General features: G+C 57.2%; 11 protein-coding genes. 6 read left to right on the forward strand and 5 right to left on the reverse strand.

Annotated features, from left to right (window positions below):
• Positions 1 to 6: 6 nt before the first annotated feature.
• The 4 genes from IPN69_11455 to IPN69_11470 are packed head-to-tail and all read right to left on the reverse strand — an operon-like array spanning position 7 to position 3,988.
• A complete protein-coding gene (locus IPN69_11455) occupies positions 7 to 819 on the reverse strand; it encodes an ABC transporter permease (protein ID MBK8811331.1) in 813 nt (270 codons plus the stop codon).
• A 4-nt stretch (positions 820 to 823) separates the two neighbouring features.
• Positions 824 to 1,921, reverse strand: a complete 1,098-nt coding sequence (locus IPN69_11460; GenBank protein ID MBK8811332.1) for an ABC transporter permease — start codon at positions 1,919 to 1,921, stop codon at positions 824 to 826.
• A gap of 27 nt (positions 1,922 to 1,948) precedes the next feature.
• Positions 1,949 to 2,677, reverse strand: coding sequence for a bifunctional demethylmenaquinone methyltransferase/2-methoxy-6-polyprenyl-1,4-benzoquinol methylase UbiE (ubiE, locus tag IPN69_11465; protein MBK8811333.1), 729 nt, complete (start codon positions 2,675 to 2,677; stop codon positions 1,949 to 1,951).
• A 6-nt stretch (positions 2,678 to 2,683) separates the two neighbouring features.
• Entirely contained in the window at positions 2,684 to 3,988 is a 1,305-nt protein-coding gene (locus IPN69_11470) for an insulinase family protein (protein ID MBK8811334.1), read from the reverse strand.
• Between the two features lie 270 nt (positions 3,989 to 4,258).
• Here IPN69_11470 and IPN69_11475 point away from each other — a divergent pair, with 270 nt between their 5' ends.
• The 6 genes from IPN69_11475 to ribD all read left to right on the forward strand — a co-directional run bounded on the left by IPN69_11475 (position 4,259) and on the right by ribD (position 12,746).
• Positions 4,259 to 5,566: a TonB family protein gene (locus IPN69_11475; GenBank protein MBK8811335.1), complete on the forward strand. Its 1,308-nt coding sequence runs from the start codon at positions 4,259 to 4,261 to the stop codon at positions 5,564 to 5,566.
• A gap of 136 nt (positions 5,567 to 5,702) precedes the next feature.
• Positions 5,703 to 6,563, forward strand: a complete 861-nt coding sequence (locus IPN69_11480; protein ID MBK8811336.1) for a ChaN family lipoprotein — start codon at positions 5,703 to 5,705, stop codon at positions 6,561 to 6,563.
• Between the two features lie 295 nt (positions 6,564 to 6,858).
• Positions 6,859 to 8,667: an HD domain-containing protein gene (locus IPN69_11485; GenBank protein MBK8811337.1), complete on the forward strand. Its 1,809-nt coding sequence runs from the start codon at positions 6,859 to 6,861 to the stop codon at positions 8,665 to 8,667.
• Positions 8,668 to 8,727: 60 nt separating this feature from the next.
• Positions 8,728 to 10,434, forward strand: coding sequence for a hypothetical protein (locus tag IPN69_11490; GenBank protein MBK8811338.1), 1,707 nt, complete (start codon positions 8,728 to 8,730; stop codon positions 10,432 to 10,434).
• Positions 10,435 to 10,597: 163 nt separating this feature from the next.
• Positions 10,598 to 11,635 (forward strand): signal recognition particle-docking protein FtsY, encoded by a 1,038-nt coding sequence (gene ftsY, locus IPN69_11495; GenBank protein ID MBK8811339.1) that lies wholly within the window; start codon positions 10,598 to 10,600, stop codon positions 11,633 to 11,635.
• Positions 11,636 to 11,642: 7 nt separating this feature from the next.
• Complete coding sequence (ribD, locus tag IPN69_11500) at positions 11,643 to 12,746, forward strand: bifunctional diaminohydroxyphosphoribosylaminopyrimidine deaminase/5-amino-6-(5-phosphoribosylamino)uracil reductase RibD (GenBank protein MBK8811340.1); 1,104 nt, start codon at positions 11,643 to 11,645, stop codon at positions 12,744 to 12,746.
• Here ribD and IPN69_11505 read toward each other — a convergent pair.
• Entirely contained in the window at positions 12,733 to 14,211 is a 1,479-nt protein-coding gene (locus tag IPN69_11505; protein MBK8811341.1) for a DUF1501 domain-containing protein, read from the reverse strand. The two genes, ribD and IPN69_11505, sit on opposite strands and share 14 nt — an antisense overlap.
• Positions 14,212 to 14,218: the final 7 nt, after the last annotated feature.

Raw genomic sequence — 14,218 nt, forward strand, 5'->3', positions numbered from 1 at the left:
CAGCGTTTAACGTCTGCGTTGTTTGGGATCGAGATACTCGCGCAGTCCGTCACCGATGAAGTTGAAAGCGAGAACCGTCAGGGCGATCGCCAACCCGGGAACGAAAAGCGTGTGCGGCGCGATCGTATAGGTCGTCCGCGCGTCCTCGATCATCGTCCCCCAGGAAGGCGTCGGCGGCGGAATTCCGAGTCCGAGAAACGAGAGCGACGCCTCCGAAAGCACCGCACCGGCCATTCCGAGCGAGGCCTGAACGATCAGCGGTTGGATCGCGTTCGGCAGGATGTGCGTGAACAAGATCCTCATATTGCTCGCGCCGAGCGCCCGTGCCGCCTGCACGAAATCGTATTCGCGAACCTTCAGGACCTGGCCGCGCATCACGCGCGCATAGCCGACCCAGCCGATGATGCACAGCGCGAGGATCATCTTTCCGAGTCCGGCGCCGAGAAACGCGACGAGCGCGATCGCCAGCAGCAATCCGGGAAACGCCAGAAAGACGTTGAACAGATAGCCGGAAAGCAATTTGTCGGTATATCCTCCGTAAAATCCGGCGATCGCGCCGATGAACATACCGATCAGAGCGGAAATGACGGTCACCGTTACGCCGACCTGAAGCGAGATCCGGGCGCCGTAAACGACGCGCGCGAAGACGTCATATCCGAGCGCATCGGTGCCGAACCAGTGCTGGGAAGAAGGCGCGGCGAGCCGCGTTGCGGTTGCCGGAACGGTCGCGGCGTCAAAGGACGCCAAAAACGGCGCGAAGACCGCCATCAGGACGATGACGGAGATGATCGCGAAGCCGATGTAGGTCAGACGGTTCATAAACTCACGAAAGTCTGATCCGCGGATCGAGCAAACGGTAGATCCAGTCCGTCAGAGTGTTGGCGAAAATGTATGTCACGCTGATGACAAGAACGCAGCCCTGGACGAGTCGATAGTCGCGCTTGGCGATGCCGTCGTCGAGCAGCAAAAGACCCAGCCCTTGCCAGGCGAAGATCTTCTCGGTGATGATCGAACCGGCGAGCAGGACGCCGAGCTGCAATCCGAGGATCGTCACGACCGGGATCAGCCCGTTTTTCAAAACGTGTTTGTAGATCACCTTGCGCTCGCTCAGGCCTTTGGCGCGGGCCGTGCGGACGTAGTCCTCGCCCAGTTCTTCGATAACGGAACTTCTGACCATACGCGTCAGGATCGCCGAGAGCGCCGCGCCGAGCGTCACGGCGGGCAAGACGATGTCTTCGGGGTACAGACTCCCGGTGGCGCTGAAGATCCGGAATTTGACGGCGAAAAAGTAAACCAGGAACGGTCCGATGACGAACGTCGGAAGCGAGATGCCGAGCAACGCGAAGAACGATGAGAAGTTGTCGATCAGCGAACCTTTTCGGGTTCCGGCAAGCACGCCGAGCGGGATCGCGATCAGGATCGCGATAAACATCGCGGCGATCGCCAGTTTGATGGTGTTCGGATAGCGTTCCAGAATCAGTCCGAGCACCGGCGTATCGGTTCGGAACGAATTGCCGAGGTCTCCGGTCACAACTCCGCGCCAGTAATTGAGATAACGATTGTCTGGGCCGTGCCATTTCAGTTGGCGGACCTTCGCTTCGGTAGCGAGATCCTCAAAGAAACTCGCCAGAAAATTCTGTTCGGCGCGCCGCTCCGATTCTTTCGGCAAGCGTTGAAACTCTTCGACTCCCTTGTAGAGTTCCTTGTCGCGGCTGTAGGTAAAGAAGAAAGCGGGTTTGTCGAGTCCGTGTTTCGCCCGGAAACTGTCGATCTGCTCAGGGGTCGCGTTCTCTCCGAGGATCGCGACCGCCGGATCTCCGGGAACGAGTTCGATCAGCAGCGTCACAAGCGAGACGACGGTCCAGACAACGAGCAGCAAAAGCCCGAGCTGGCGCAGAAAATTTAGGATCTTGTACTTCATCGCGAGCGGCGGAAATGATGCGTGATTTTATAATTTTTTCGTTCCCAAATGCAAAGCGGCGATCCCGCCGGTGAGGTTCTTGTAACTGACGTCCGAAAAGCCGACCTCGTCGAGCATTTTCGCGAGTTGCTTCTGGTCGGGGAACTTCGAGACCGAGTTCGGAAGATACTCATACGCTCCGCGCGAGCCGCTGACCGCCCCGCCGATTCTGGGCAAGACCCTCGTGAAATAGAACTGAAAAGCCTGCCGGAAACCGGGGACGACGGGAGACGAAAACTCAAGGATCGCGAGCCTTCCGCCGGGCTTCAGCAAACGGTGGAACTCGACCAACCCGGCCTTCCAGTTAGAGAAATTCCGGAGTCCGAAGGCGATCGTGATCGCATCGAAGGTCGAATCGGCGAAGGATAGGTTCATCCCATCGGCTTCGAGGTATGGAATTGAAAGTCCGGTCTTTCCGTTCTTTTCGGCGGCGACGGCAAGCATCGGGCGGCAAAAATCGGTGCCGACGACCTTTGCTTTGCCGGATCGCTGCAGTTCAACGGCGAGATCGCCCGTGCCGCAGGCGACATCGAGAACAAGGGCGTTCGCGTCGTCGAGCACATCCTTGAGTGAACGCGAAACCAGTCGCCGCCAGCGTTTGTCGATGTTGACGGAAAGGAAGTGATTGAGGAAATCATATTTGCCGGCGATACCGGAGAACATCTCCCGCACGGCGCGCGCATGTTCGAGTTCGCCGTCGGTTCTTTGGTCAGACATAAATTTCTAATTCGCGACGGTCGAACCCGACGTTGAGACGAGCAGGACGGAGGCGACCGATTCCTTGCGCAGTCTCCCCAGGACGCGCTGGACGTCCGCGACCGAAACCGTCTGCAGATTCGTCTGGTCGTCCTTGACCGAGACGAAGCGGTACGTTTGCGAATCGAGCCAATAGTTCAGCGGATCGGCGGTCGCGCCGGCGGCCAAAACGGCGCGCTTCGCGGCCTCGAATTCCGCCGGCGTCACGTCCGCCCCAAGGAAATGGTTTTGATAACTCGCGATATCCGTCGGCAAAGCGATCGTGTTGCCGACCTTCTTGACGATCGCCGTGTTCCAGGAAGAAACCCCGAGGATCACGATTCCGGGAAGAACGTTGGCGTTGCTGCGCGCGAATGAACGCTCGCCCTCGCGACTGCGGATTCGCGAATGAAGGACGTTTTCGAGAATCTGCGCGGCGTAAAAGTCCTTTTCACTTCTTGCGACTCCGCGCATCGCAAAACGAAGTTCGCTCGTGTTCTCAAGCGTTGTGTCGAGAATCTGGATGTTAGCGATCGGCGGCGCGGGCTGGGCAAAAGTCGCCGGGATCTTCTTATCCGCCTTCAGCCAGCCGCCGAACAAACGCCTCGAAGCACGAAGCGCAAGATCGGCCTTGACGTTTCCGGAGATCGCGAGCGTCGCGTTGTCCGCCGTCAGGAAACGCTGTTTGGCAAACAAAATGTCCGCAAAATCGATCTTGGCGGCGCTTTCGGGCGTTCCCAACAACGGCCGGCCGTAAGGGAAACTGCCGAGCAGTCGTTTCGCGACCGCGCGGTCTGCCAGATAAGCCGGGTCTTTCTCGATCTCCGCGAGTCTTGCAAGATGCGGGATCTTTACACGTTCGGTCGTTTCCTTGTTTATCTGCGGGTTGGTGAGCGCCGAAGAAAGAGTTTCGAGCAAAGTCAAAAACTTGTCGGCATCGCCCGTCGCATCGATCTGGATATAATCATATCCGCACGTCACATCGAGGCTTCCACCAAGGTCGTCGCGAAAATACTCTTTCGCCGACTCGTTCGGAAAGATAATTTCCGACAGAAGCTTCATCACCCCTTCTTTCCCGAGCGGATCGAAGGCAGCGCCGCTGTGAATTCTGGTTTTGACGGTGACTTTCGCGGCTTTTGAATCGCTCCAGACGATCAGGCGCAGTCCGTTGAGGAGTTTTTCCTCGCGCGGCGCCGACACATTCGAAGCTTGCGCGCTGACAAGCGAGGCGCAGAGCGAAATAACGGCGAGCAAGATCGCCGGTTTGATAAGACGGTTAAAGTGATTCTTCATAATTAGTGACGCTTTCCGAGATTCTGGATTCAAGATCTTAGTTGCCGGAAATGCGTCGAAGCGTTGTCAGGCCGGAATCGGATCAAGGCGAAATTTTAAATCCCGGCAGGCAAAGTTTCAAGCGGTCAAAGCATCTAGATGATTGTAATTCGCGGAGACCGAAAACGAAAATTTCATCGGTGAAACTTAACTTCTGTCGAATTCGTGTTAAAATTACGTGTTTTTTTCATGGACGGCGAAACCGCCGCGGACTAAGAAAGAGGCTGGAGAATGGGAAAGATAGTAAAATATTGTAACGCTTGCGAGGAAGGATTTGCCGAGAAGTTCGGTTTTTGCCCGAACTGCGGTGCGCATCTGACGGCATTCGAGATGAATCCGGTGGCTTCCGAAACGAAACCGGAACCGATTCAGAGCATTGAGGAGATCCCGGTACCGGAGATCATTTCGGTCGCCCCGATCAATGAAACGGTGGTCGAGAGTGCGCCGGAAGAGATCGTGGTTGAAGAGCCGGCGATCGAAGCAGCCGAAGCGTTCGAGTTTGATGATGACGTTCTTGATGAAGAGGTTATGGTGACGCCGGAACCGGCGCCGACGGCCGCTTTTGTCGTCCCGGCGGCGACGCAAAGCGCCTACGAAGCGACCTTTCAGCCGAAAGCTAGTCCGAAGATTGACGATGCGTTTCACATCACGATCGTCGAGGAAAAGAACGTCAAACAGCGCAATCTCCTGCTTCTGGGCGTTTTTGCATTGTTTTTCGGCGCTTTCACTATCGGTTTGCTCTACTCCTTGTTCAATAAGTTTCTCGATGTCGCAGCGATCGACAGTCCCGATCTGATCTCCTATGTCGGAGAGGTCGAACCGATCCCGTTCGAAGAAGAGCAGATAATTAAGAAGGACAAGGAAAAGGGCGGCGGCGGCGGCGGCGGCGGTAAGGAAGAAGAAACTCCCGCGTCAAAGGGACGCGAAGCCGCGCAGGTTGAAAATCCGCAGTTCGCGCCATCTTCAAGGGCAGTTCCGCTGACGAATCCCGACATTGAGATACTGCTTGCGACCAAGAACAAGAACCCGCGTGCGGCCGAGAACACGGATGAACCGTACGGTCTTCGCAACGGGGCCGACGGGCTTTCCGACGGAACGGGCAGCGGCGGTGGACTTGGTAACGGTCGCGGCCGCGGACAGGGAAATGGCAACGGCGACGGACTCGGCAACGGTAACGGGTCGGGGCGCGGCAATGGTGACGGAGATGGCAACGGAGACGGATCCGGCGACGGAGACGGTTTATTCAAAGACGCGAAGGTGAAAGTCGGTCCGACGGTCGGCGTCAAGATCATCTCGAAACCCCGTCCGGGATACACGGATTCGGCGCGCGTCAACAACATTCAGGGAACGGTCATTCTCAAAGTGACGTTTTTGGCGAGTGGTCAGGTCGGCGGCGTCTCGGTTGTCAAAGGACTTCCGAACGGTTTGACCGAACAAGCGATCGCGGCCGCGAAGGGCATTCGATTCGAACCCGCCAAAAAGGGCGGCAGTCCATACTCGGTCAACAAGAACGTCGAGTACAGTTTTACGATTTTTTAAGTTGCCTGATGTTTCCTCTGTTGGGTGGGCCGAACGGTTTCGGCCTGCCTTTTTTTTGCCCGCCGTCCGGTTTTGTGTTACAAAATTGAAGGCGGAAAAAACTATGAAAATTCTTGTGTGTGCAGCTGTCTTACTTATGGCATCAATTTCGTTCGGTCAAAATGCGGATCCCGGTTACCGGATCTTCGATCGATCCGGCAACCCGGCGACGATCGAGCAGATCATCGCCGAAGCGGGCAACGTCAATGTCGTTTTTCTCGGTGAGAACCACGACGATGCGACGGCGCACGCGATGCAGCTCCGGATCTTCAAAGCGATCGTCGAAAAGTACTCGAAAGAACGCCCGACGGCACTCTCGATGGAAATGTTCGAACGCGACGTGCAGACCGTTGTCAATGAATACTTGAGCGGACTGATCACCGAGAACCATTTCCTGCTGAGTTCGCGTCCGTGGAAGAATTATTCGACCGATTACAAACCGCTCGTCGAGCTCGCGAAGGCGGAACGGCTTCCGGTGATCGCCGCCAATGCGCCGCGCCGTTACATAAATATGGTCTCGCGCAAAGGGCGCACCGCGCTCGATCCGCTCTCGCGCGAGGCTAAGGAGTGGCTTCCGCCGCTGCCCTACAATCAGGCTTCCGAAGCCTATTCAACCAAGTTCAAGGCGCTCATGGGGCCATCGCCTGAGGCTCAGATGGGACTTGCGAACATACTTGATTCGCAGTCTCTCTGGGACGCGTCGATGGCGTTTTCGATCTCGGAGTTCCTCAAGAAAAAGAAGAACCCGCTGGTAATTCACCTTAACGGCGCGTTTCACACCGAAAGCCGGCTGGGAACTGCCGAGCATCTGATGAAGTACTCGAAAAAGTCGAAGTTCCTGGTCGTGACGATGCGTTATGAGGACTCATTCACGACGTTCGACAAAGCGAAGCACGAGAACCTCGGTGACTTCGTCATCCTTACCGACGCCAAGCTGCCCCGCAGTTTCAAGCAGTAACAGAGCATAGTGCATAGGATAGTGCAGAGTGCATAGAGATAGTGCAGAGTGCGAGATAGTGCAGAGTGCATAGAGCATAGAGCAGAGTGCAGAATGCTCTCAACACTATGCACTATGCACTCTGCACTTTGCACTCGGCTCTCTGCTATCTGCACTCGGCTCTCTGCTCTCTGCACTCTGCACTATCTCGCACTCTGCACTCTGCACTGAATTGTTAAAACTTGTTGACCCCCGTTTCACCATTGCGTTAGAATAGTACAGCGACGCTCGTCGCTCCTGCATCTCGATCCTCAAGATGAAGACGAAAATAAGTCTAATTTACTTCGTTGTACTGACGCTTCTGGCCGTCGGTCTATTGCCGCTGCTGTTGACGAGCTGGACCCTGTCCGACCGCAGCGCAAAGGAACTCCGGGCTCTCGAAGGCCGTTACCAGACTCAGTTAGTGCAGGACAAAGCGCGTCAGATCGAGCTTTTCGGCCAGCGTTATGCCGACCTCGTCGGGAGCTATGCAAAGGCGCTCGAGCTCTCAAATGATTTTTCCGTCCTCTCATCACCTCAAACGGAAGTGAAGCTGAGTTCGACGCTTGAGGAAAATCCGTATCTTATCGCCCTGTTCATCAAGCCGGTCGGCGGCGAGTCGATCGCCGTCCGGCGGGCGAAATTTGCCGCGACTGAAGAGCTGGAAGGCATCGCATCGGGTCTATCGGCGGGATTCGAAAACAAGAAGCTCGTCTTTGGGAAGCCTCAAAAGATCATGTCGAGTGGCGAGATCGTGCTTCCGATCGGCTCACCCGTCGTAATCAACAACACGGTTGCGGCGACCGTGATGGCCGTCGTTTCGCTGCGCGAAATATCGAGAATAATGGCCGAGACGCGGCCGATGTCTGAGGACGAATTGTGGAAGTCCGGTCTGCCGATGATCCTTGTGGTCGATGAACGCGGCAACGCGGTTTTTCATCCGGACGCGAGCGTCGTCACGAATCAGAAGTCGTTCGGCTCGTTGAAAATTGTACAGGAATGGATGGAAGCGAGCGCCCAGGTCCAATCGGCCCTCGTGCCCTTTTCGACCGAGTACGACGGAAAGGAACACGAGATGATCGGCGCCTATTCAACGGCGAATCTCCGAAATGAACTAAAACTCGGTGTCGTCGCGATGCAGGATGAGAGCCGCGCTCTCGCATCGGTCGCCGAAATGCGTCGCAGCGTCTGGTTCATTTGCCTCGGCTTCGGGTTCGTCGCGCTGGTCGTCGGTTTGATCCTCGCGCGAATGATGACGGTTCCGATCCTCGACCTCGTCGGGGTCGCGCAGAAGATCGCGGTCGGCGATTACACGACGCGCGTCGAAACGAAGAATTTCTCCGAGATCGGCACGCTCGGAGAAGCGTTCAATCTGATGAGCGACAAGGTCCAGGAACAGATCGAAAAACTCGCACGGGCCGCCGAGGAGAATCGCGAATTGTTCGTCGGAACGGTCAAAGCTCTTGCCGCCGCCATCGACGGCAAGGACCGCTACACGCGTGGCCATTCGGAACGCGTTGCGCGGTTCTCGATCGCCATCGGCAAACGTATGCGGATGTCGGAGGATGAACTCGAAGCTCTTCGCATCAGCGCGTTGCTGCACGATGTCGGGAAGATCGCGATCGATGACGCGATCCTGAAGAAACCATCGGCATTGACGGACGAAGAGTTCGAAGTGATGAAGACCCATCCGCAACGCGGGTTCAAGATAATGTCGCAGATTCCCAGAATGCGGGATTTCTTGCCGGGTATGTATATGCATCACGAGATGATCAACGGTCAAGGCTATCCGCAAGGACTCAAAGGCGATGAAATTCCTCTTCAAGCGAAAATCGTTTCCGTGGCCGACACGTTCGACGCGATGACCACCGATCGGCCGTATTCCAAGGGAATGGAACTCGGGGCGGCGCTCGATCGCATACGCAGTTTTATCGGCACGCGGTACGACGGTGCGGTCGTCGAAGCCCTGATCCACGCTTGTGAGACCGGTGAGGTCCGGCCCGTCGGCGGATTGGTCAAGCCCAAGCCGCAAACGGAAGCGGACGATCCGGAGTGTATGAAGTTGTTCGAAAGACGTGTCGCGTAGAGTCAAACGTCAAGTTCAGATCACCGGCGGAATCGTCGGCCCGCAAACCAACTTCCAATTATGAACGTAACCGACTTTCAGGAAATATGGCAGATCGACATCGGCGATCAGGTTTATGAGGCCACCTTCGAGGTTCTGACGCAATGGATCGGTGAAGGCTCGCTTCTGCCCCAGGACAAAGTCCGGCGCGGGAATCTGCGCTGGATCGAAGCGCGCCGCGTGCCGGCTCTCGTGCCGTTTTTCAACGCCAAAGAGAGCGGCGCACCGCCGCCCGTCACGACCTCGACCGTCAGCGGCGAGACCAATGGTCTTCCGGCGACGGTTCAAACGACGAATTTTCCGGTCACGCCGCACCGTGCCGAGCCGGTCCCGAACACGGCGGATCCGTACCGGACGAACATCGTTGAAGCTATTCCTGCCCGGTCTGCGCCGCCGACGAACGCTTTCGTGAGCCCGGCGACGTCGGGTTTCAGCGTCAATCGCATCGAACCGCAAACATCGCCCTTTAACCAATCACCGGCCGCGGCCGAGCCCTTTGCCTCTCCGGTCTTCTCCGATCTGCCGCAGGCTTGCTCGATGCATCCGGAATCACAGGCATTTTTTGTTTGCGAAACCTGTGCCAACGTCTTCTGCAAGCTCTGCCCGAAGTCGTACGGCGGCACCGTCCGGATCTGCCCGTTTTGCGGCGCGATGTGCCAACGCATCGAGCAAGCAAGATCGAAAGGCGAACAGGCCGCAATGTATCGTGCGGCCGTCGACGGGGGCTTCGGATTCGGCGATTTTGCCAGCGCACTGGCCTATCCGTTCAAGTTCAAGGCCAGTCTTTTCTTCGGCGCGGTTCTGTTTATGATCTTCACGATCGGTCAGGGCGCATCGTCTTTCGGCGGGTTTTTCCTGATGGCGGCATCGCTGATGTGCTATATGCTCAGCAATATGCTCTATTTCGGGATTCTGACGAATGTTCTGGAGAACTTCTCGCAAGGGTTTACGACCCGAAATTTCATGCCGAGCTGGGACGACTTCTCGCTCTGGGACGACGTCGTCCATCCGTTCTTTCTGAGCGTTGCGGTCTATCTCGTTTCGTTCGGCCTCTTTATCGTGATCGGGGTCGGATCGGCGGTTTACGCTGTGAAGTCCGTCTCGAATCTGAATAACAAGGAAACGGCCGCCCAGCAGAATCCGTTCGCGAACGATTCAGAGATCAAGAAGTTCAATGAAGCGTTCGGCGACGGCGATATGAACTCCTCAGAAAACGAAGAGGAGCGTTTCCGCAAGATGGACGAGTTCATCCGCGAGCAGCGCAAGAAACAGCTTGAATCCGGGATCGGAAAAACGCCGGAGACGCTCGAGAAGGAAAGGAACGAAATGGTTTCCGGATTCCTGAAGATGGCGTTGCCGTTGCTTTTGCTGATGGGGGCGGCATTGCTCTGGGGCTTTTTCTATCTGCCGGCGGCGTGCCTCGTGGCCGGCTACACCCGCTCGTTCGTGGCGACCCTGAATCCGAAGATCGGACTTGAAACGATCCGGATACTCGGTGTCGACTATGTCAAGATACTCTTTATGGGACTGATCGTCGCGATCGCGTCGGGCGTCGTCGGTTTCGTTCTGGCATTGATCTTTCTTCCGTTCAATTTGCCGAGCGTCGGAAATCTTCCCGCGAAGGCGATCGCCGCGTTGGCCTCGTTCTATTTCTCGGTTGTCTTCTCGGTCGTTCTCGGATTCGCGCTTTATAAGAACTCCGAGAAACTTAATCTGTTCAGGAGTTAGCGCGGCGATCGGTCGACTCGGGGCGGGAAGCGGTTCAAACCGATTCCCGCCTTTCTCTTTGCCCGCGTTCTTTTCTATAATCAATGGTTCGGGATAGGCGCGGGAGTTTGGACGGTCTGACCTTGGACCCGAGAAGCGCAAATAGAACTCCGAAAAGGGAATTATGGGATTTTTTTGGCGAAGAAAAAAAGACGAAGACAAGTTTTCAACCTCAGTTCTAGGACTCGACAAATCGATCGAGCAACTTCAGAAACAGGAAGAAGAAGCGGAAAAGGCGATCGGCGTCAGGTTCTACAACGCGATCGAGAAGACCCGTTTTTCGATCAACAACAAACTTGACACCATCTTCGAGGGCCGCAAGAGGATCGACGACGAGTTTCTCGACGAACTCGAAGAGATGCTGATCTCGACCGACATCGGCGTTTCGACGACGATGCAGATCCTCGACGCGGTCCGCCGCGGCGTTTCGCGTCAGGAGATCAACGACCTCGACGCGCTGAAACGCATAATGAAACAGGAATTGCTGACGATCCTTCAGCATTCGACCGAACGCGGGATCGTTGACGAGACGAAGTACGATCTTGACATCAAACCGTACGTCCTGATGGTCGTCGGCGTCAACGGGGTCGGCAAAACGACGACGATCGGCAAACTCGCCCAGCGGATCAAGGACGAAGGCAACGGGGTTCTGATCTGCGCCGCCGACACGTTCCGCGCTGCGGCGAGCGACCAACTCGAGATCTGGGCCGAGCGCGCCGGAGTCGAGATCATCCAGCAGAAGCAGGGAACCGATCCGGCGGCGGTCTTGTTTGACTCGCTCCGCGCCGCTCAGGCGCGCAATGCCGACGTTTTGATCGTCGATACGGCGGGACGGCTCCACAATAAATCCAATCTGATGGCGGAGCTCGAAAAGATGAAGCGCATCGCCGCCCGCGAGGTCGAAGGCGCGCCGCACGAAACGCTGCTCGTAATCGACGCCGTGACCGGACAGAACGGACTCGAACAAGCGCGGCAGTTTATGAAAACGGCCGATGTCACGGGAATCGTGCTCACGAAACTCGACGGCACGGCAAAGGGCGGAATCGCGGTCGCGATCGCGAAGGAACTCGGCCTTCCGATCCGCTACGTCGGAGTCGGCGAACAGGTCGCCGATCTGATGGTCTTCGATGCCGAGCAATACGTCAACGGACTGTTCAATTAACCTCGATTTGGAAAGCAATCATTCAGAGTTCGACGTTGAAATGACGCGCCGCGCGCTTGAATTGGCCGCGCGCGGCGTCGGCCTCGTCAGTCCGAGCCCTTTGGTCGGATGCGTTGTCGTGTCGAAGTCCGGCGAGATCGTCGGCGAGGGAAGCTACGAATTCGAGAAAGTGACGCACGCCGAGGTGCTCGCGCTTGAACAGGCCGGCGAACGAGCCCGTGGCGGAACGGCATACGTTTCGCTTGAACCCCATTCGCATCACGGGCGGACTTCGCCGTGCACCGACGCGCTGATCGGTGCCGGCATCCGGCGCGTCGTGTGTCCGATCGAAGATCCCAATCCGCTTGTTTCAGGCGAAGGGTTCGAGCGCTTGCGGGTCGCCGGGATCGAGGTCGTTACGGGGCTTCTGCGCGACGAGGCGGAGCGCCTGAACGAGAAGTTCTGCGTCTGGCACAACAAACGTCGCCCGTTCGTTCATTTGAAGCTCGCGATGAGCCTCGATGCGAGGATCTCCTTGCGAAGTTCGATTTCGACCGCGATCTCGGGTCCGGAATCGTCCAAACGTGTGCACGAAATCCGCCACGAACACGATGCGATCCTCGTCGGCGGCAATACGGTCGCAGTCGACGATCCGTCGCTCACCGACCGCAGTGGCAAACCTCGCCGGCGTCGGCTCGTCCGCGTTGTGCTCGACAACCGTTTGCAGATTCCGGTTACTTCAAACGTCGTGGCCGACGCCCGCGAAACGCCGACGATCGTGATATCGAATTCTGAAGATTCCGTGAAGATCGCGCTGATTGAAAGCAAAGGCGTCGATCTCGTCCGCGTCGATGCGCGCGATCTCTCCGCGGTGCTGGATGAATTGCGGAAGCGCGAGATCCAGAGCGTTCTGGTTGAAGGCGGGACCGCGATCGCCGGGGCATTCTGCGACGCCCGGTTAATCGACAAGGCAACGTTTATCGTCGCGCCGATCATCATCGGCGGAGAGGCTCCGCTCGCCGTTGGCGGACGCGGGGCCGGGTCGTTCGACGAGGTCATCAAACTCGATGACGTCGAGATCCGCCGTCTGGGCATCGATCACGAGATCACCGGCTATCCTAAGGCAGCATAAATCCGAGATTCTGGGTCGGGAAATTGATCAGATTCGGGAAAACGTATCCAACATCGACCGGTTCGAGTCCGAACCACGAAGCGAGCGTCGCCGCGTACTGTTCGACCGACGTCGTCGGGATCCAGCGGCCGCGGGCCGTCGATCCCGAATCCGCGTCGTCCGGCCCGTTTTGAACCAGCGTCGGGAACGGCGTCCCGTTTGAAGTGTTGACACCGTAGAAGTTACCGCCGATAACGGAGCCGCCGAGGACGAACGAATGATTTGCCCACGCGTGGTCGCTGCCGACATTGACTCCTGAACCCGCAGGGTTGAAGGTTCGGCTGAAATCCGACATCGTGAATTGGGTCACCTTATCGCTCAAGCCCAGAACGAGCATTTCCTCGTAAAACGCGCGCATCGCCTGGCTCAACTGCGTGAACAGCCCACCCTGGCCGCCATTTTGTCCGTTATGCGTATCGAAACCGTCGAGCCGGCAATAGAACACCTGTCGGTTGATCGTCAGGGTTCCGCGGGATTTGATCATCCGCGCGACCTGCTTGAGTTGGTTTCCGATCTCGGTGTTCGGAAACGCGGTCGTCGCTTCGGGGGTGTTGCTCAGTGCCTGGCTGATCTCCAGCGCCTGGCGGTGAAAACTGCTCGAAGCGGTGATCAATTCCTGTCCCGGGTCGAGGGCCATCGCCTCATTCAGTGCCGCCAGTCTCGCGTTCGCGATCGGCGTGTTGTTGTATCCGACAAGCGAGAGCACGTTGCTGAGAGGCGTCGGGGCGGGCGACAGCGTCAGCGGTTGCGTCGTGTCGCCGATGGTAAAAAGAACGTTTCCGCCTAGTGAACTGATCGTCGGAACGAGAGCCGACGGATTCGCCGGCGTCGTCAGCCGATCCGAGACGCGGCCGCCCCAGCCCGTCAGGGTAACCCTGTCGGACCGGCAGGTGTGATGTTGATTGACTTGATCGGTGTGCGAAAACAACTGCATCGGCCGCGGCACCGAACCGTTTTGATATTGCGCCCGGGACATCGGCGCGACGAGAGTTCCGACATTCGTCACCGCCGCCAGTTTTCCCTGCGCCCAGAGTTCGTGGATGCCGTTGTTGATGCCGCCGGAAACGGTTCCGAAATTCGGGTGCAGCCCGTATGTCAGGTTTCCGATTCGCGGAACGGAAATCGGCAAGAGCGCAGTCTGTGCGATCGCGAGTCCCTGCGCTCCGCGCGCCGCGGAATATGCGGCGTAATTGCTGACGTTTTGATCGTTATGGTTCGGAACGATGGTGTTGTTGCCGTCGTTGCCGCCCGACAGGAAGATGCAAACGAGCGCCCGGTAATCTGCCGGAACGGACGCATCCGATCTCCGGGCCGAGCGCTGGGCAAAGGTGTTGAGCGTTGCGAAATGCTCGATTTGTGTGGCGAGCGCCGCCATCGTGAGCGCGCCGCCTGACTTCTTAATGAACTCTCGTCTGTTTGACTTCATTGGTTTC

It is taken from the genome of Acidobacteriota bacterium (assembly GCA_016715115.1).
In the GTDB taxonomy this organism is placed as follows: Bacteria; Acidobacteriota; Blastocatellia; order Pyrinomonadales; family Pyrinomonadaceae; genus JAFDVJ01.